The sequence below is a fragment of the Terribacillus saccharophilus genome, from assembly GCF_002272075.1.
GTDB classification, from domain to species: domain Bacteria; phylum Bacillota; class Bacilli; order Bacillales; family Amphibacillaceae; genus Terribacillus; species Terribacillus saccharophilus_A.
In genome coordinates this window covers 79,753-94,828 of the sequence record NZ_NPBJ01000013.1, presented here as the reverse complement: position 1 = coordinate 94,828, position 15,076 = coordinate 79,753, and the positions used below count along the sequence as shown (strand labels likewise).

At 44.2% G+C, this 15,076-nt stretch carries 21 protein-coding genes and 1 riboswitch; of the genes, 12 read left to right on the top strand and 9 right to left on the bottom strand.

What is annotated here, in order from left to right; genetic code table 11:
• The first annotated feature begins 44 nt into the window (after positions 1 to 44).
• Positions 45 to 1,490 (top strand): SulP family inorganic anion transporter, encoded by a 1,446-nt coding sequence (locus CHH48_RS06630; protein ID WP_095218362.1) that lies wholly within the window; start codon positions 45 to 47, stop codon positions 1,488 to 1,490.
• A 487-nt stretch (positions 1,491 to 1,977) separates the two neighbouring features.
• Here CHH48_RS06630 and CHH48_RS06625 read toward each other — a convergent pair whose 3' ends face one another.
• Positions 1,978 to 2,412 carry a GtrA family protein gene (locus CHH48_RS06625; protein WP_095218361.1) on the bottom strand — a complete coding sequence of 145 codons (435 nt, stop codon included), beginning with the start codon at positions 2,410 to 2,412 and terminating at the stop codon, positions 1,978 to 1,980.
• Positions 2,413 to 2,565: 153 nt separating this feature from the next.
• Here CHH48_RS06625 and CHH48_RS06620 point away from each other — a divergent pair, with 153 nt between their 5' ends.
• On the top strand, positions 2,566 to 3,360 hold the full coding sequence (locus tag CHH48_RS06620) for a VLRF1 family aeRF1-type release factor (RefSeq protein ID WP_245840335.1): 795 nt from the start codon (positions 2,566 to 2,568) through the stop codon (positions 3,358 to 3,360).
• A gap of 37 nt (positions 3,361 to 3,397) precedes the next feature.
• On the opposite strand, the gene CHH48_RS06615 is transcribed toward CHH48_RS06620, so the two are convergent.
• Genes CHH48_RS06615 through CHH48_RS06600 form a run of 4 tightly spaced genes read right to left on the bottom strand, consistent with a single transcriptional unit; the run spans position 3,398 to position 5,600 of the window.
• On the bottom strand, positions 3,398 to 3,577 hold the full coding sequence (locus tag CHH48_RS06615) for a 2-hydroxymuconate tautomerase (RefSeq protein ID WP_038564843.1): 180 nt from the start codon (positions 3,575 to 3,577) through the stop codon (positions 3,398 to 3,400).
• 13 nt (positions 3,578 to 3,590) lie between these two features.
• Complete coding sequence (locus tag CHH48_RS06610) at positions 3,591 to 4,007, bottom strand: Fur family transcriptional regulator (protein ID WP_095218359.1); 417 nt, start codon at positions 4,005 to 4,007, stop codon at positions 3,591 to 3,593.
• A 1-nt stretch (position 4,008) separates the two neighbouring features.
• Positions 4,009 to 4,875, bottom strand: a complete 867-nt coding sequence (locus CHH48_RS06605) for a metal ABC transporter permease (RefSeq protein ID WP_095218358.1) — start codon at positions 4,873 to 4,875, stop codon at positions 4,009 to 4,011.
• On the bottom strand, positions 4,872 to 5,600 hold the full coding sequence (locus tag CHH48_RS06600; protein ID WP_095218357.1) for a metal ABC transporter ATP-binding protein: 729 nt from the start codon (positions 5,598 to 5,600) through the stop codon (positions 4,872 to 4,874). The genes CHH48_RS06605 and CHH48_RS06600 overlap by 4 nt, the downstream gene beginning before the upstream one ends.
• 169 nt (positions 5,601 to 5,769) lie before the next feature.
• Here CHH48_RS06600 and CHH48_RS06595 point away from each other — a divergent pair, with 169 nt between their 5' ends.
• Genes CHH48_RS06595 through copZ form a run of 3 tightly spaced genes read left to right on the top strand, consistent with a single transcriptional unit; the run spans position 5,770 to position 8,676 of the window.
• A complete protein-coding gene (locus CHH48_RS06595) occupies positions 5,770 to 6,069 on the top strand; it encodes a metal-sensing transcriptional repressor (protein WP_095218356.1) in 300 nt (99 codons plus the stop codon).
• A gap of 12 nt (positions 6,070 to 6,081) precedes the next feature.
• Complete coding sequence (locus tag CHH48_RS06590) at positions 6,082 to 8,466, top strand: heavy metal translocating P-type ATPase (RefSeq protein WP_095218355.1); 2,385 nt, start codon at positions 6,082 to 6,084, stop codon at positions 8,464 to 8,466.
• Positions 8,467 to 8,469: 3 nt separating this feature from the next.
• Complete coding sequence (gene copZ / locus CHH48_RS06585; RefSeq protein ID WP_095218354.1) at positions 8,470 to 8,676, top strand: copper chaperone CopZ; 207 nt, start codon at positions 8,470 to 8,472, stop codon at positions 8,674 to 8,676.
• A gap of 36 nt (positions 8,677 to 8,712) precedes the next feature.
• On the opposite strand, the gene CHH48_RS06580 is transcribed toward copZ, so the two are convergent.
• From CHH48_RS06580 to CHH48_RS06565, 4 genes are all read right to left on the bottom strand, one after another.
• Complete coding sequence (locus CHH48_RS06580) at positions 8,713 to 9,783, bottom strand: YhgE/Pip domain-containing protein (protein WP_245840336.1); 1,071 nt, start codon at positions 9,781 to 9,783, stop codon at positions 8,713 to 8,715.
• Between the two features lie 53 nt (positions 9,784 to 9,836).
• Positions 9,837 to 10,259, bottom strand: coding sequence for a MarR family winged helix-turn-helix transcriptional regulator (locus tag CHH48_RS06575; RefSeq protein ID WP_095218353.1), 423 nt, complete (start codon positions 10,257 to 10,259; stop codon positions 9,837 to 9,839).
• Between the two features lie 130 nt (positions 10,260 to 10,389).
• Entirely contained in the window at positions 10,390 to 10,713 is a 324-nt protein-coding gene (locus CHH48_RS06570) for a spore coat protein (RefSeq protein WP_095218352.1), read from the bottom strand.
• 12 nt (positions 10,714 to 10,725) lie between these two features.
• Positions 10,726 to 10,965, bottom strand: coding sequence for a hypothetical protein (locus tag CHH48_RS06565; RefSeq protein ID WP_095218351.1), 240 nt, complete (start codon positions 10,963 to 10,965; stop codon positions 10,726 to 10,728).
• 110 nt (positions 10,966 to 11,075) lie between these two features.
• On the opposite strand from CHH48_RS06565, the gene CHH48_RS06560 reads away from it, so the two are divergent.
• The 7 genes from CHH48_RS06560 to CHH48_RS06530 all read left to right on the top strand — a co-directional run bounded on the left by CHH48_RS06560 (position 11,076) and on the right by CHH48_RS06530 (position 15,071).
• Positions 11,076 to 11,429, top strand: a complete 354-nt coding sequence (locus CHH48_RS06560; RefSeq protein ID WP_095218350.1) for an arsenate reductase family protein — start codon at positions 11,076 to 11,078, stop codon at positions 11,427 to 11,429.
• Between the two features lie 89 nt (positions 11,430 to 11,518).
• A complete protein-coding gene (gcvH, locus tag CHH48_RS06555; protein ID WP_095218349.1) occupies positions 11,519 to 11,908 on the top strand; it encodes a glycine cleavage system protein GcvH in 390 nt (129 codons plus the stop codon).
• A 139-nt stretch (positions 11,909 to 12,047) separates the two neighbouring features.
• Positions 12,048 to 12,398, top strand: coding sequence for a toprim domain-containing protein (locus CHH48_RS06550; protein WP_038564869.1), 351 nt, complete (start codon positions 12,048 to 12,050; stop codon positions 12,396 to 12,398).
• Between the two features lie 15 nt (positions 12,399 to 12,413).
• A complete protein-coding gene (locus tag CHH48_RS06545) occupies positions 12,414 to 12,716 on the top strand; it encodes a thioredoxin family protein (RefSeq protein WP_369679277.1) in 303 nt (100 codons plus the stop codon).
• Between the two features lie 79 nt (positions 12,717 to 12,795).
• Complete coding sequence (locus CHH48_RS06540) at positions 12,796 to 13,131, top strand: hypothetical protein (RefSeq protein ID WP_141230056.1); 336 nt, start codon at positions 12,796 to 12,798, stop codon at positions 13,129 to 13,131.
• A gap of 60 nt (positions 13,132 to 13,191) precedes the next feature.
• A riboswitch (SAM riboswitch) is annotated at positions 13,192 to 13,293 on the top strand.
• A gap of 94 nt (positions 13,294 to 13,387) precedes the next feature.
• Positions 13,388 to 14,410: a methionine ABC transporter ATP-binding protein gene (locus CHH48_RS06535; protein WP_095218346.1), complete on the top strand. Its 1,023-nt coding sequence runs from the start codon at positions 13,388 to 13,390 to the stop codon at positions 14,408 to 14,410.
• The gene (locus tag CHH48_RS06530; RefSeq protein ID WP_175074629.1) at positions 14,403 to 15,071 is read left to right on the top strand and encodes a methionine ABC transporter permease; all 669 of its coding nucleotides are present in this window, start codon (positions 14,403 to 14,405) and stop codon (positions 15,069 to 15,071) included. Before CHH48_RS06535 ends, CHH48_RS06530 begins: the two co-directional genes overlap by 8 nt.
• Positions 15,072 to 15,076 lie beyond the last annotated feature (5 nt).

Sequence of the window (15,076 nt, the reverse complement as noted above, 5' to 3'; positions counted from 1 at the left end):
ATAATAACCTGCTGTAAGTTAAGAGATAGGAGTTTATGTCGTACATGATTACAAATATAAAAGAAGCATGGTTCTCTAATGTACCGAAGGATGTTTTATCAGGTGTCTTAGTTGCTTTAGCACTTATTCCAGAAGCAATTGCTTTTTCCATTATTGCCGGTGTCGATCCGATGGTCGGATTATATGCCTCCTTCTGTATTGCGGTCGTTATCGCATTTGCAGGCGGACGTCCAGCGATGATATCAGCAGCCACTGGAGCAATGGCACTTGTGATGGGAAGTCTTGTTGCTGATCATGGATTGCAATATCTTTTCGCAACGACAATATTGACCGGAATCATCCAAATTTTCTTTGGTGTCTTCAAAGTATCAAGATTGATGATTTTTATTCCGCGGCCAGTCATGATTGGCTTTGTTAATAGTTTAGCAATTTTGATTTTTATTGCTCAACTTGTCCATTTCGAAGGTGAGTCATGGCAAATCTATGCTTTCGTGGCAGGTGCACTAGTCATTATCTATGTGCTGCCGCGTTTTGTGAAGACTATTCCATCGCCGCTGGTTGCAATTATTATTATGACTATAATCGCGGCACTCACACATAGTTCAACCAAAACAGTAGGGGATATGGGAGAGCTAAAGCAAGCACTGCCTTCTTTCCTGATTCCGGACGTTCCGTTTAACATGGAAACATTGCAGATCATCTTTCCGTATGCTATTGCCTTAGCAATCGTAGGGCTAATGGAAACGTTTCTGACTGCTCAGCTGTTGGATGAATATACAGATACAGGCAGCAATAAAAATCGTGAAGCGCGTGGTCAGGGTATTGCCAATATTGCCTCAGGCTTTTTCGGCGGGATGGCGGGCTGTGCCATGATCGGACAATCTGTCATCAATGTAAAAGCAGGCGGGCGAACACGTTTGTCCACTTTTATTGCTGGTGCTTTTCTTATGCTGCTTATAATTGTCTTCCAGGATGTCTTGGTTCAAATTCCTATGGGCGCACTTGTTGCGGTCATGTTCATGGTCAGTATCGGAACGTTTGACTGGTCATCGGTGCGTAATCTGCATCGGATGCCACTTACAGATGCCGCTGTCATGATTGTGACAGTAGCAGCTGTGCTTTGGACGCATAACCTCTCCGTTGGTGTTATTATCGGAGTATTGATGAGCGCTGTGTTCTTTGCAGCCAAAATATCAAAAGTGGTTGTCAAAGAAACGGTACAAGGAGAACAAAAGGTCTATATGGTTAGAGGACAGCTGTTCTTCGTTTCAGTGACCGACTTCCTTACTTCCTTTGATCCGAAGCAGGAAAATACCAAGCATATCGTCCTGGACTTCCAAGAAGCAAGATTATGGGACGATTCAGCCGTAGGAGCACTAGACAAGATAGTGCTCAAATACCGAGAATACGGCATTCAAGTAGGTGTTCGTAATCTCGACCATGCAAGCCAGGCACTCGTCGATCGACGTGCAACTTATATCCAAGCATGAAAATAAGCCTGGGACATAACTAAAGCGTCAGTGCTAAGAACCGAATATTGTTCTTGTCACCGCCTCGGCAGAACACTCCGCTTTCCACGGGCACGGCCTCAGCCTCCTTGAGGAAAGATCGCCTCTGCGAGGTTCTTCATCTCGCACTGTTCCCGTTGGACAGGGGTTACTTCGACAGAATCACATCGCACTAAAAAAATTGGTTTGTATCTTCGGGGAGTTTCCTTGTTCTACCTACGCCAGGTGAGAATGTAACGCAACATAGCGTAGGAAATACACGGAGACTCCCGCGGGAGGAAGGCCTAGGTGAGACCCCGCAGTGCGAATGCACGAGGAGACTCACCAGCCGCCCGCAGGAAAGCGGAGTGTATTTCCGGAGCGGCAGCCTAACTATATACTTTGATGAAGCACACAAAACCCAAACAATACCAATTATGCTTTAAGGTATTGTTTGGGTTTTGTGATACTAAAAGTTTTTGTCTCAGCCTTATTTTTTTCTTTTAAATACAAGATACTTCATAAATAGAAAACTGCTGGCCGAAGAGAGGAACATCGCTGCTCCTTTGGCTATATTATTATCAATGTATGCCGGGAAGGATACGAACGTAATTGCGCGCAGAACAGCTAAACCAGCAATGAAAACAAGATTGCTGATTACTAATGCAACCAAGGCTTGGGCAAAGAACAGACCTTTCTCGGTGTTACTAGATCTTTTCTGCTTGCGGAACGTAAATCTCGTATTCCAATAATAACTGTTCCAGATACATACTAAATAACTGATCGTATTGAAGAGCAGCAGCAGGAGATTATTCTTCGTTGGCCAGATAAGTAGTAATATATTAAGTACGACTAGGTCTACTGCTGCATTTAATACACCAATGGACGTAAATTGCAGGATTTGTGTGCGGGTCCTTTTTAACATGATTTATCACAGCCTTCAAGTAACATAGTTAGATCTTAAGATCATTCCCTTATTACATTCCTTTTTAACGTTTCAACCAGCATATATGTGGTATGTAGAGCTATATGCTAGTTTTACTTTACTAAGCAAATTTGTAAGAGGAGTGATTGCAGTTTGTGTTACGCAAAGGACATGGAGAAACTCGCACAAAAAGCCAAGCGCCATCCTCAGAAAGTACTTAGCATGTATGTGAATACGGATCCAGCCAACCGTGATCAGACCGGTGGCGAATGGAAGATTCACGTGAAAAATGGTTTGAAGAACTTCGAAACATATCTCAAGAACGACCCTGAGGAGCTGGAGCAGTTCTTGAAAGTGAAAGAAAAAGTGAAACTGTTCTTGGAGGATAACGGGAAAAGCATGAAGAAAAGCTGCGTTGTGTTTGCATCTGCGGATGATATTTGGTTTGCCGAATGTCTCCAGATGCCAGTGACGACTGAATTTCACTGGGAAGATGAGCCAAAGCTTCAGCAGTTTCAGGCATTGTATAAAAAATTCCCAGAATCAGGTGTCATTCTGGTACAGAGAAATCAAGTCAAAGTAATCGATGCTGTTTTAGGAAAAATAAATGATACGAAGCTATATGAGATGGATTTAGATACAGAGAAATGGAAGGTGCAGGCAAGTCCGCAGCGGGCGTTATCTATTAAAGGAAAAGGCGGAAAAGGATCGAAGAAGGACACGATTGAGAACCGTTTGGAAGCTAACCAGAAGCGTTGGTACAAGTCACTTGCACCAGATCTTGATAAACTTGCAAAAGATAATGAATGGAAAAGCATCCACCTCGTCGGAAATAAAGATGAAGCCAAATTGATCGAAAGCTATATGCAGAAGCAGGTCCAGCACACGGAAGGTAAGAATCTTTTCGAGCAAGAGGAACGGAAAGTGCTGGAAGAAGTGATTTTATAAGAAAAGCAGCATGCCCATGGGGTATGCTGCTTTTTCATTAGGATAGACGCTTTCCAGCGACACCATAATTTGCTTTGTTCATTTCCTCGATGATGATGGAAACTGCTTCGGCGCGAGCGCCTGTTGTCTCAACCATCACGTCAGTCATTTTTTTGATCATTTGTTCTTTCTGTTCATCCGTGCGGCCTTCCAGCATTTTAACAGTAATGATTGGCATATATATCGACTCCTTAACGATTGTGACACGTCGGGCAAAGACCATAAAGCTCGAAAGCGTGTGTATTTACATGATAATCCGCAAGTTCTTCTGTGTAAACTGGCAGTGGACATTTCTGCAGCGGTTTGGTCAGCCCGCAACTTTCACAGATGAAATGATGATGATGCGTACCGCTTTTACAAGCGATTTTAAACAGCTTCTCTCCATTTTTCTCACGGGATTCCAACAGCTCCAGTTGTTCGAAAAGACGAAGATTACGATAGATTGTGTCCAAGCTGATGCCAGTATAGCTGGTTTCCATATATGCAAGCAGTGCTTTTGCACTTCGATAGCCTTTGGCATGAATGAAATAAGTAAGGATATCCGCTCGTTTATCGGTATATTTATGACCGTTTTCTTTCAGAATCGCAATGCCTTCGTCCACTTGCATATTAGGAAACTCCTTTCTCGAATGCAGTTTTTCGTTTATTCGCAAGCAGTAGCTTTTGAACAATAAAACTCAACAGAAGAATCAGGATGGATACGACAACAATAGTACCCCCTGGTGGTATCTCGAAATAATAACCAGAGAACAAGCCGACAATAACGGAAGTCTCTCCGAAGACAATAGCCAATATCATTGCCTGTTTGAACCCTTTTGCTAATCGAATGGCTGCTGCTACTGGTATTGTCATTAGGGCAGAGACAAGCAGCACACCTACAATCCGGATGCTAGCTGCAATTACAAGAGCAATCAGGAGCATGAAGATGAAATGAATCGCTTTAGAGTGCAAGCCGCTGACACGTGCATGCTCTTCATCGAAGGAAAGCACGAGCAGCTGCTTGTACAAAAATCCGATGACAAGCAGGACAATGATCGAGATGATCACAATAACACGCAGGTCTTCACTGCTGACAGCAGATACAGAACCGAATAGATAAGAAAACAGATCCGTCGTAAAACCATTAGCCAAAGATATGAAGATAACACTCAAGCCGACTCCGCCGGAAAGGATGATCGGAATTGCGATTTCTTGGAAATTGCGGAACATATTCCGAAGCTTCTCAATTAGCAGGGAAGCGAGAACAGAGAACCCAAGACCTGCATAAAACGGGGAAATCACAGGTGTTGCCAGCTTTTTTTCCAACAAGAGCCCGAATGCAATACCAGCTAAGGTCACATGCGATAGTGCATCTGCAATTAAGGATAGTCTGCGTACGACGATGAAACAGCCGAGCAGCGGGGCGATCAAGCCGATCAGCAGTCCGGTATATAGTGTATTTCGTAAAAATTCAAATTGAAGAAAATCGGCAATCATGCATGAATACCTCGCAATACATGTAAATCGGTTTCAGGCAGGCTGAATTGCTCTGGGCTGCCTTCGTATTTGATTTGCTGATCCAAATAAACCAGCTTGGACGCGTACTGTGCAATCCCTGCTAGATCATGCGTGATCATCACTAAGGTAAGTCCTTTTTCCTCGTTCAGCCGCTGCAATAATTCATAGAAGCCTTTTACATTGGCGTGGTCGATCCCAACAGTCGGCTCATCAAGAATGATCAATTCTGGCTGGCTTACAAGCGCTCTAGCGATGAAGACACGCTGCTGCTGACCACCTGAAAGACTGCTGATATTTTCATGCAGATAATCACTCATATCAACTTGAGCCACAGCTTGCTTCACAGCAGTCCTGTGCTTAGCTGAGAATCTCCGGAAATAACCAATCTTCGGGGTAAGCCCCATTGCGACTACTTCGAAAACGGTAGCTGGAAAACCTTTGTTGAAGGCATTCGCCTTTTGGGATACAAAGCTCACTTTGTCCCAATCCTTAAAGGAGGAAACAGTATGTCCGAAAAGCCTAATGGAGCCATTATTCGGCTGCAGCATTCCGAGTGCCAGCTTGATTAATGTTGTTTTACCTCCGCCGTTTGGACCAATCAGACCAAGGAAGTCCCCTTTTTTTACTTGAAGGGATACCTCGCGCAAGGCAGCCTTCTGTTCATATGAGAAATTAATAGTATCTATTTGAAGGATAGATGTCATTTTCTATCACCTTTCTAATCACGTACTTCTTCACAAGGAACTATTCTATCGTAATCATTTCGATTTGTAAATCATAATCGTTTCGATTTATAAATCAAACTGTTGACATATACCTGGTGGGGGTATAATATGGATATATACCTGCAGGGGGTATAAAGGGAGGCATACTATGGAACATTCAGATAAAAAGCCAGTCAAACCAAGGACAACGACGGAAAAGCAAGCACTTGTCAATCGGCTTAAACGAATTGAGGGACAGGTCAGGGGTCTTCAGAATATGGTTGAGGAAGACAGATATTGTGTGGACATCCTCGTTCAGATATCTGCCATTCAGGCGGCACTGAAGAAAACAGGAGCCGCAGTAACGGAAAGACATATGAAGCATTGTGTTTCTCATGCAATCCAGCATGGAGATGGGGAAGAGGCCATTGATGAATTGATGAAAGTACTGCAGCAATTCGGCAAATAGGAGGCGGTCCATATGGAGAAGAAGCAAGTAACAGTACCCATTACTGGTATGACTTGTGCTGCATGTGCCACCCGTATTGAAAAAGTTCTGAACAAGATGGATACGGTAGAGGCCAATGTCAATCTGGCAACAGAAAAGGCAGCAATCTCTTTTGATCCGTACCAGGTGGATGAAACAGATTTAACTGGTAAGATCGAAAAGCTTGGCTATGGGGTGGAACCGGAGGAAGTTTCTCTTGATATAAAAGGAATGACTTGTGCTGCTTGCTCAGCAAGAATCGAGAAGGTGCTGAACAAGCAGGAGGGCATCCAGCAGGCTGTTGTCAACCTGGCTGGAGAGACGGCTAGCATTCGCTATAATCCGCTGCTAACAGGTACAGATGAATTTATCGAACGTATTCGGAAATTAGGCTACGACGCAAGCCCGCGGAAATCCAGGGAAGAAAATGCTAAAAGCAGAAACAAAGGTATCAGGCTGATGCAATTGAAACTATTGCTATCCGCCCTGTTATCTTTACCATTGCTCGCAACAATGGGCGGGCACTTGGATTTATATGAAGTACCGCATTTCCTAATGAATCCATGGGTGCAGCTATTGCTCGCAACACCCGTTCAATTTTTGATCGGATGGCAGTTTTACCGGGGAGCTTATCACAGCTTGCGCAGCAAATCAGCCAATATGGATGTGCTTGTTGCGCTCGGCACAAGTGCTGCATATTTCTACAGTTTATATGAAGTGATCCGTTTTCAAGGCAGCGGACATATGCCCGCCCTATATTTCGAGACGAGTGCCATTTTGATAACTTTGATTCTTCTCGGTAAATATATGGAGAAAGTAGCAAAAGGACGGACAACTACTGCCATTACTTCTCTAGTCGGCTTACAGGCGAAAGAAGCGACAGTATTGCGTGGAGCGCAGGAAGAGAAGATTGCAGCAGCAGAGCTGGTTCAGGGTGATATCATTATTGTACGACCAGGAGAGAAGATTCCGGCAGATGGTATCATCGTGAAAGGAAGCACCCATGTTGACGAATCAATGCTCACGGGAGAAAGTATATCGGTTAGCAAAGCAGTTGGAGATAATGTAGCAGGTGCTACTGTCAATGCGAATGGAAATATCCAAGTGAAAGTGACGCATTCAAATGATGAGTCAGTTCTGGCGGAAATCATTCAAGCAGTAGAGCGTGCGCAAGGTTCTAAAGCACCTATCCAGCGCTTTGCTGACCGTGTCTCTTCGTTTTTCGTCCCTGCAGTTATCGTGATTAGCATAATCACTTTTGCTGTATGGATTTTACTAGTGAATCCAGGGGAGGTGGCTCCGGCCTTGACGGCTGCTATCGCCGTACTGGTAATCGCTTGTCCTTGCGCGCTTGGACTTGCTACTCCGACAAGCATCATGGTCGGTACCGGAAAAGCAGCGGAAGCGGGTATTTTGTTCAAAGGCGGCGAACAGCTGGAGACTGCATATAAAGTAGATGCTGTCGTCTTCGATAAAACTGGCACCATCACCCAAGGAAGACCACAGGTGACAGATATTAATGGAGAGGCACTGCACTTGTCTGAAGCAATTGCGCTTGAAAAGCAATCAGAGCATCCGCTCGCCCAATCTTTTGTTCAATATGGAGAAGAGCACAGCCTGCCAGTCCAGGAAGTGGAAACGTTTGAGAATATACCTGGCAGGGGTATTAAAGGGATAGTGGGAGGCACTGCTATTCTGATTGGAAATAGTTTGCTCATGTCGGAACAGAAGTTGCCTTTTGAAGACTTTAAGAAGCAGGCTGATATGCTAGAAAAAGACGGAAAGACTGTCATGTATCTCGCTGCAGACAAGAAGATAGAGGCAATCATCGCCGTAAGTGATGCACTCAAACCAGATGCTGCCGAAGCAATTAAACTTTTGAAATCGCAAGGTATCCGAACAGTCATGCTAACCGGAGACAATCAACGGACAGCTGACAGCATAGCAGCCAAAGTTGGCATCGACACCGTTTTTGCTGGGGTGCTGCCCGCTGGTAAAGCAGATAGAATTGCTGCACTGCAGCAGGAAGGTTTTACAGTGGCGATGGTCGGGGATGGAATCAATGATGCACCTGCTTTGGCGGCAGCGGATATCGGAATTGCCATCGGCACTGGTACAGATGTGGCAATCGAGGCAGCAGGTGTCACTATCCTTGGCGGAGACCTAAGGCTCGTACCAAAGGCATTGGGTTATAGTGCTAAAACGATTCGGAACATCAAACAGAATCTATTCTGGGCACTTGCTTATAACAGTGCCGGTATACCAGTTGCTGCTATTGGACTGCTGGCGCCATGGCTTGCGGGAGCAGCAATGGCCTTCAGTTCTGTTAGTGTGGTAGCAAACGCATTACGATTGAAAAGACAATTAAAGGAGAGATAAGATATGGAAATGACATTACAAGTAAATGGTATGACTTGCGGACATTGTGAGAAAGCAGTTAAAGGAGCATTAGGGGAATTAGAAGGAATCCAAGGAGTAGACGTGGATTTGGCCAGCGGTAAAGTCGATGTTGTGTATGATGACACGCTTGTGACGAAGAATGAAATGAAAGAAGCAATCGAAGAACAAGGTTATGATGTAGTAGCATAAGAAAGACCTCCGCAATAATTTGCGGAGGTCTTCTTTTTATACTGCAGCAGCGTTTTCGTCTTTTTTAACGAATTGAACGGGTTGCTGTTTCTTAAGTTTCAACACTATACAAGTAATCAGGAAGGTAATAACCAAAATCAAGCCAAGGTGGAGGATAACTGATGAAACACTTTCTCCAGCATAGATCAGCTGACTGAAGCCTTGTACCCCATTAGAAGCTGGTAGTGCAGCGCCTATTACACGGAATACAGGAGACAACAGGTCAGTCGGAATGATATTCCCAGCAGCCATCAATTGGAACGGAATCATGGCAACGTTGAATAAAGCACCAGCATTGCCGAAAATAGCAAAGCTCATCTGTGTGAAACTAATGCAGGCAAAGACAACTAGCAGCTCGAATCCCCATAGCTGCATGTAGGAAGCAGCTGTATCATTTGCAAGTGCATGAATCGTTACGATAATCGTTGTTACGACAAGTCCGATAACTAGTAAAAGCAGCTGTTTATTCCAAAAGAGCTGCCATTTGCCGAATTTGCGGCTCAGAATTTGCGTGACAATGTTCATTTGAATATTCATTGTCATGACAGCGATGAAAATGATGAATCCAAGAATCATCGGTACCATGCTGGTTGCGAAGTTGCCGATGTGATTTTCTTTTATGATTTCTGCTTGTACATTGGAACCAGCTATAGAGTCAGTCATTTGTCTTGCTGTACTTTCGGCTGCCGATAAAGCAACCTGTGAGTTGGAGCTGTTCAAGTAGAATTGTAATGACGTGTCGCTCTGTTTGGCCAAATTTTCGGTGAATGCCTCCGGAATGACAACGAGCATCGTAATATCATTTTGATCAAGCTTTTCTTTTGCTTCTTCATAAGAAGCAAGATCCGCATCAAATGGCATATTATCCATCATTTGTTCTGCCAATGCATTGGCTTGTTCCCCATCTTCATTGACGACAGCAACTTGCAAACGGTCCAGATGATTCGTTGCATCATGATAGCCTGTCAGCCAAATGATGGAAAAGAGTAATGGGACAAGAATGGCAAAAGCCATGCCCACTTTCGTATTTGGGATTTTAAGCATTTCCCGTAAAGGTTGTAGACGCAAAATAAAAACTCCTATCTATTTTAGTTGCACATGCATGTATTTAGCGAAAAAAATCACTGCAAATTCTGATGCAGCTTTCGAATCAGAGTATGCAGCAATTCTATATCCTTCTGATGGAAACCAAGATAAGCATGATTTTCGATTTCTTCTATCTTCGGTTTGATGTCTTTGACCAGATTTCGGCCTTCTGCTGTAATTTGCAAGCGGATAGCCCGCCGGTCATGCGGATCATGTCCGCGGGTGACCAATCCCTTTTTGACAAGCTTATCGACAATCTTCGTAACGGTTGTCTGCTCTCTCTCCGTTAGATCGGCAAGCTCCTTTTGGGTGATGTTATCCTGCTTATCCAATTCGGCAATAAGGGAGAGTTGTTCTGGTGTTAGTTCAAACTGCTGAAGCATGCGGGACGTTTCCCGTTTCAAGGATAGATAGGTCCGCGATAAAAGCAGTCCTAACTCGTCTTGTGTCCTGCTCATGGTCCGCTCCTTTCAGATAGCTCAAATAGTTGCACATGCAAGTATATTACGGGTTTGTATTCAATACGTCAATAATTTTTTTGGATTGAGTCAGAAAAAAGGACAACCAGTAGCTGATTGTCCGTCTGTCTCATGAGTATGGAAGTTCTTGTCGTGTTTTGCTGAATTGCTGATAAGCCTGTTCCACTTTTTGCTGTGGCGCTTGTTCCAAGCTGTACCATCCATGTTGGAACATTAGATTATATAAATTACGCTGGGAATCCTGTGTTTCCTTGAATATACGCGCTACTGTTTCATATAACGACTGATTGCTCATTTCATTCAGCGCCGTACTGTACGAAGCTGTCATATACTTTTCCGTGGCAAGCAAATCAGTTACATGATCCCGGTCATTCATTTCCTGCGTTGTCGGGACGGGTGTCTGGGGATTTTGTATCTTTTGATTCTCTGGCATAGCGTTCCCTCCTTAATTGAGCGGTTTTGTCTTCAAATGCTCCAGTAACATATCATAATGGCGCTGATGCATCTGGCCGATAGTGTGCAGCGCTTCCTGGGCATCTGTCAGCTGCACTTCACCGGCAGCATGCTGTGCTTTTTTTGCTGCATTCAAGTTCCAGTTCAGCATATCACTCAAGTACAGCAAGTCTTTTTCTGAAACCATCTCCGGCGGCTGGAGCATAACATTTTGTTGATTTTCTGCTGGCATGGGATCCCTCCTTTTTCCTTTCTATCGTACCCGGGATCCTGTCGATTATTCTGTGCGAAAGATGTAAACGATTATGCTAAAATAGCAGTATGAAAAGAAAGGAGATCTGTATGTTCCGATTTTATTGGTACCCAAATTGCAGTACATGCAAGAATGCAAAGAAATGGCTGGATGCGAATGAAGTATCTTATGAAGCGATACATATCGTCGAGAACCCTCCGAGTCCGGAGATCCTGCAGGAAGCAGCGGATAAAAGCGGGTTGCCGCTTACCAAACTGTTCAATACGAGCGGAAAAGTATACCGAGAGGGCGGCTATAAGGAGAAAATCAAAGAGGCAGATGATGCCCAGCTCAAGTCATGGCTATCCGAAAACGGTATGCTGATTAAGCGTCCTCTTTTAATTGGAGAGAAGTCAGCGGCAGTCGGTTTCAAGCCGGAAGCATACGAGGCTGTAACTGCTTAGAATTGAGCTGAAACAGTGGTAATTTTATCTATTACCTTTTATAGTAAATATGTTAGCTATTCTTGTAGAAAATAGGTGGAGGAATAAAAATGAGCAACTTACCGAAAGATCTACGTTATACAGAGGAACATGAATGGATTAAAAAAGAAGATGGCAATCAGTACCGAATCGGTATTACCGACTTCGCCCAGGACGAACTCGGAGACATCGTATTCGTGGAACTTCCATCCGTCGGTGACGAACTGAAAGCAGACGAGCCATTCGGAAGCGTTGAATCTGTCAAAACAGTGTCCGAGCTATATGCTCCGATCAGCGGAAAAGTCGTAGCTGTGAACGAAGATTTAGACGACAGCCCTGAATTCGTAAATGAATCCCCATACGAGAAAGCATGGATGATCGTAGTGGAAGCAGACGACGAAGCAGCGTTTGAGAGCTTGCTATCTGTAGAAGATTACGAAGGACGGATTAAAGAGGATTAATTTTTTGGATCCTTGTTGATATCTGTTAGCAAGGGCAGCGGTCTCTTATCATATAATATGGCAAGCGTTCATTGCTAAGCCTTTATCAGGGCACGGGCAAGGAAGCAATCAAATATCGATCAGAATAGGTGATGCCAGTATGGGTGATGAAGAAAAGGTCATTATTGTAGAAGGACGCTCGGATAAAGAGCAGATAAGGAAGATCATCGATGAGGAAGTGACGATCATCTGCACCAATGGTACATTGGGCATCGAGCGGCTGGAACAGCTGTTGTATGACTATGACTTGGATCACAAGCAAGTATATATTATGGTGGATGAGGATAGCGCCGGTCATAAGCTGCGAAAACAGTTAGCCCGAGAGCTGCCGCATGCCCAGCATATTTACGTAGACAGAACCTATCGAGAGGTAGCGGCGACCCCGGCCCCTGAATTGGCCACAGCCCTGCTTAGCAGAAGTATCATGGTGCATCCATTCTTCCTCGTCTGAAGAAAGAAGGGATGAATTATCGAGGTTATCAAAACAGAGGTTCAGAAAGTCACACACCAGGAGCAAGCAAGAATATTTGTGCACACACCTTTTTGCGGTACTTGTCAGCTTGCAGAAAAAATGCTCCTTACAGTGGAGGCCGTGACAGGCCAGGAACATTACCATAAATTGAACGCCTCTCTTTTTCCTGATTTTATGCAGGAAAATCAGATTGAAAGTGTACCTTGTCTTATTACATTCAAACAAGGGGAAGTTCAGGAAAAAATATATGCGTTTCATTCCGTTCAGCATATGCTGGCGAAGACGCTGAGCGAATAAAACAGCTTTCCGATTTGGAAAGCTGTTTTTTCTTGCAGGAAATCAGAACAAGAAGAGCCAAATACAGTGTAGGGAGGGAATGGCAGTGATCATCGAAAAACTGACAAAGCTTAAGCATCAGATCGAGGTAAGGGAGGATCTGCTGCCTTTATGTAATGACAAGCGGCTGAAGGTCTTCATTGAATGGGGAGATGCACATTTTGATTTACATATAGACAGAAGCAGCCTCACGACACCAGCTTCTAAGCCTTATGGTATTTTACATATACGTACTGATGAGCAGACACTGCAGGAGCTTCTTGCTGGTGAGGTACAGCTTCGCAGTATCCGTAACAAGCAAGTAGTGGACGGCGATTATCAGCATATCCTGCTTGTAGAGGCACTTCTATTTCTGGGAGGTCAAGGAAGTCTGTGAAATATGTTGACAAGAATATTGACTAGATGCTAAACTCCTTTTAGCAATCATATAACTATACTCTTATCAAGAGTGGCGGAGGGACTGGCCCGATGAAGCCCGGCAACCACAGGTTATCCTGTATGGTGCCAATTCCTGCAGGGGAACCTGTACAGATGAGAGAACAATTATCGAACGCAGCTGCGTCTTTTTGTTCTCTGAACAAAAAGACGCTTTTTTATGCTTATAAAGCAACACGAGGAAGGAGGAGCGGATATTGATCACTATCAAAAACCTCTCCAAGATATATCGTACGAAAAAACAGAATATTACAGCGGTCGATGAGCTTAATCTGAAAATTGAGTCAGGTGAGATTTTCGGCGTAATTGGCTACAGCGGTGCTGGGAAAAGTACTTTCGTTCGCCTGCTGAACCGTCTCGAAGAACCGACAGCTGGTGAAATAATAATCAATGGCAAGGATATCGTCAAACAGCGCAAAAATGAACTTCGCCTTGCCAGACAAGAAATCGGGATGATCTTCCAGCATTTCAATCTGCTATGGTCTCGTACTGTACACCAAAACATTGCTTTTCCATTGGAAATCGCAGGTGTGCCGAAAAAAGAAAGAAAGGCAAAAGTGGATCGTCTGATTGAGCTAGTAGGATTGCAAGGACGCGAAAACGCCTACCCCTCTCAACTGAGCGGTGGACAGAAGCAGCGAGTCGGCATTGCAAGGGCGTTGGCTAACGATCCGAAAGTGCTTCTATGTGATGAAGCAACATCCGCACTGGATCCGGAAACAACAGACTCAATCCTTGATTTGCTTGTGGACATCAATAAACGTCTCGGGTTGACTATCGTATTGATTACACATGAAATGAATGTAATCCGTAAAATCTGCCACCGTGTAGCTGTTATGGATACCGGAAAAGTTGTGGAACAAGGAGATGCAACGCATGTATTCCAGAATCCGCAGCAGGATATTACGAAGCGCTTCGTTCGACAATTGGATGGAAGTGAACAGTATGCTTCTTTATCCGCAGCAGTAGTCAAAGAAGGAACTGGCACGATCGTAAAGCTTTCTTTCTCTGGGGAAAACGTGAATCAGACGGTCGTCAGCCAGACTGCGAAACAATTCGATGTGGATATCAATATCCTGCAGGGGAATGTTTTGCAGACGCAAACCGGCGCAGTCGGCAATCTTTTCTTACAGCTAGTGGGCAATGAATCGGAAGTGGAGAAGGCACTGGACTTCATCCGCGGAGCAAATGTAAAAGCGGAGGTGCAGGAACTTGTTTGAGAAGTGGTTTCCGAATGTAGATATTGCAGACTTGAACACAGCCATCTATGAGACATTCTATATGACGATTCTTTCCTTGATCGGTACATTCATCATTGGTATCATCCTTGGTCTTTTACTTTATCTGACTAGCAGAGGCAAGCTTTGGGAAAATAAAATTGTCTACGGAATCGTAGCAGCGGTCGTCAACATATTCCGGGCGATTCCGTTCATCATCCTTATCCTGCTTCTATTCCCATTTACTGATTTTATCGTCGGTACAATCCGCGGTCCGGAGGCAGCATTGCCCGCACTTATCATTGGGTCAGCGCCTTTCTATGCGCGGTTAGTTGAAATTGCATTGAAAGAAGTAGACAACGGAGTAGTGGAAGCTGCTAAGGCAATGGGTGCAAAGAATAGTACGATCATGTTCAAAGTACTGCTGAAAGAATCCATGCCAGCACTTGTTTCTGGTCTTACAGTAACAGCAATTGCGTTAATTGGTTCTACAGCAGTTGCAGGTGTTATCGGAGCAGGCGGTTTAGGCGATTTCGCTTACTTCTACGGCTTCCAGCGACGTCAGTTTGATGTTGTATTCATCTGTACGCTTTTAATTGTTATTGTGGTATTTGTCTTCCAATTTATTGGAGACTTGATTTCAAATAAATTAGATAAACGATAAAGGAG

Excerpts from the sequence above, each read along its gene's own strand:
- CHH48_RS06610 (WP_095218359.1), bottom strand. The coding sequence starts at position 4,007 with ATGCAAGTGGACGAAGGCATTGCGATTCTGAAAGAAAACGGTCATAAA.
- CHH48_RS06595 (WP_095218356.1), top strand. The coding sequence starts at position 5,770 with ATGGAACATTCAGATAAAAAGCCAGTCAAACCAAGGACAACGACGGAA.
- CHH48_RS06605 (WP_095218358.1), bottom strand. The coding sequence starts at position 4,875 with ATGATTGCCGATTTTCTTCAATTTGAATTTTTACGAAATACACTATAT.
- CHH48_RS06540 (WP_141230056.1), top strand. The coding sequence starts at position 12,796 with ATGGCAGTGATCATCGAAAAACTGACAAAGCTTAAGCATCAGATCGAG.
- CHH48_RS06565 (WP_095218351.1), bottom strand. The coding sequence starts at position 10,965 with ATGCCAGCAGAAAATCAACAAAATGTTATGCTCCAGCCGCCGGAGATG.
- CHH48_RS06600 (WP_095218357.1), bottom strand. The coding sequence starts at position 5,600 with ATGACATCTATCCTTCAAATAGATACTATTAATTTCTCATATGAACAG.
- copZ (WP_095218354.1), top strand. The coding sequence starts at position 8,470 with ATGGAAATGACATTACAAGTAAATGGTATGACTTGCGGACATTGTGAG.
- CHH48_RS06590 (WP_095218355.1), top strand. The coding sequence starts at position 6,082 with ATGGAGAAGAAGCAAGTAACAGTACCCATTACTGGTATGACTTGTGCT.
- CHH48_RS06575 (WP_095218353.1), bottom strand. The coding sequence starts at position 10,259 with ATGAGCAGGACACAAGACGAGTTAGGACTGCTTTTATCGCGGACCTAT.
- CHH48_RS06550 (WP_038564869.1), top strand. The coding sequence starts at position 12,048 with ATGGGTGATGAAGAAAAGGTCATTATTGTAGAAGGACGCTCGGATAAA.
- CHH48_RS06625 (WP_095218361.1), bottom strand. The coding sequence starts at position 2,412 with ATGTTAAAAAGGACCCGCACACAAATCCTGCAATTTACGTCCATTGGT.
- gcvH (WP_095218349.1), top strand. The coding sequence starts at position 11,519 with ATGAGCAACTTACCGAAAGATCTACGTTATACAGAGGAACATGAATGG.
- CHH48_RS06615 (WP_038564843.1), bottom strand. The coding sequence starts at position 3,577 with ATGCCAATCATTACTGTTAAAATGCTGGAAGGCCGCACGGATGAACAG.
- CHH48_RS06630 (WP_095218362.1), top strand. The coding sequence starts at position 45 with ATGATTACAAATATAAAAGAAGCATGGTTCTCTAATGTACCGAAGGAT.
- CHH48_RS06560 (WP_095218350.1), top strand. The coding sequence starts at position 11,076 with ATGTTCCGATTTTATTGGTACCCAAATTGCAGTACATGCAAGAATGCA.
- CHH48_RS06570 (WP_095218352.1), bottom strand. The coding sequence starts at position 10,713 with ATGCCAGAGAATCAAAAGATACAAAATCCCCAGACACCCGTCCCGACA.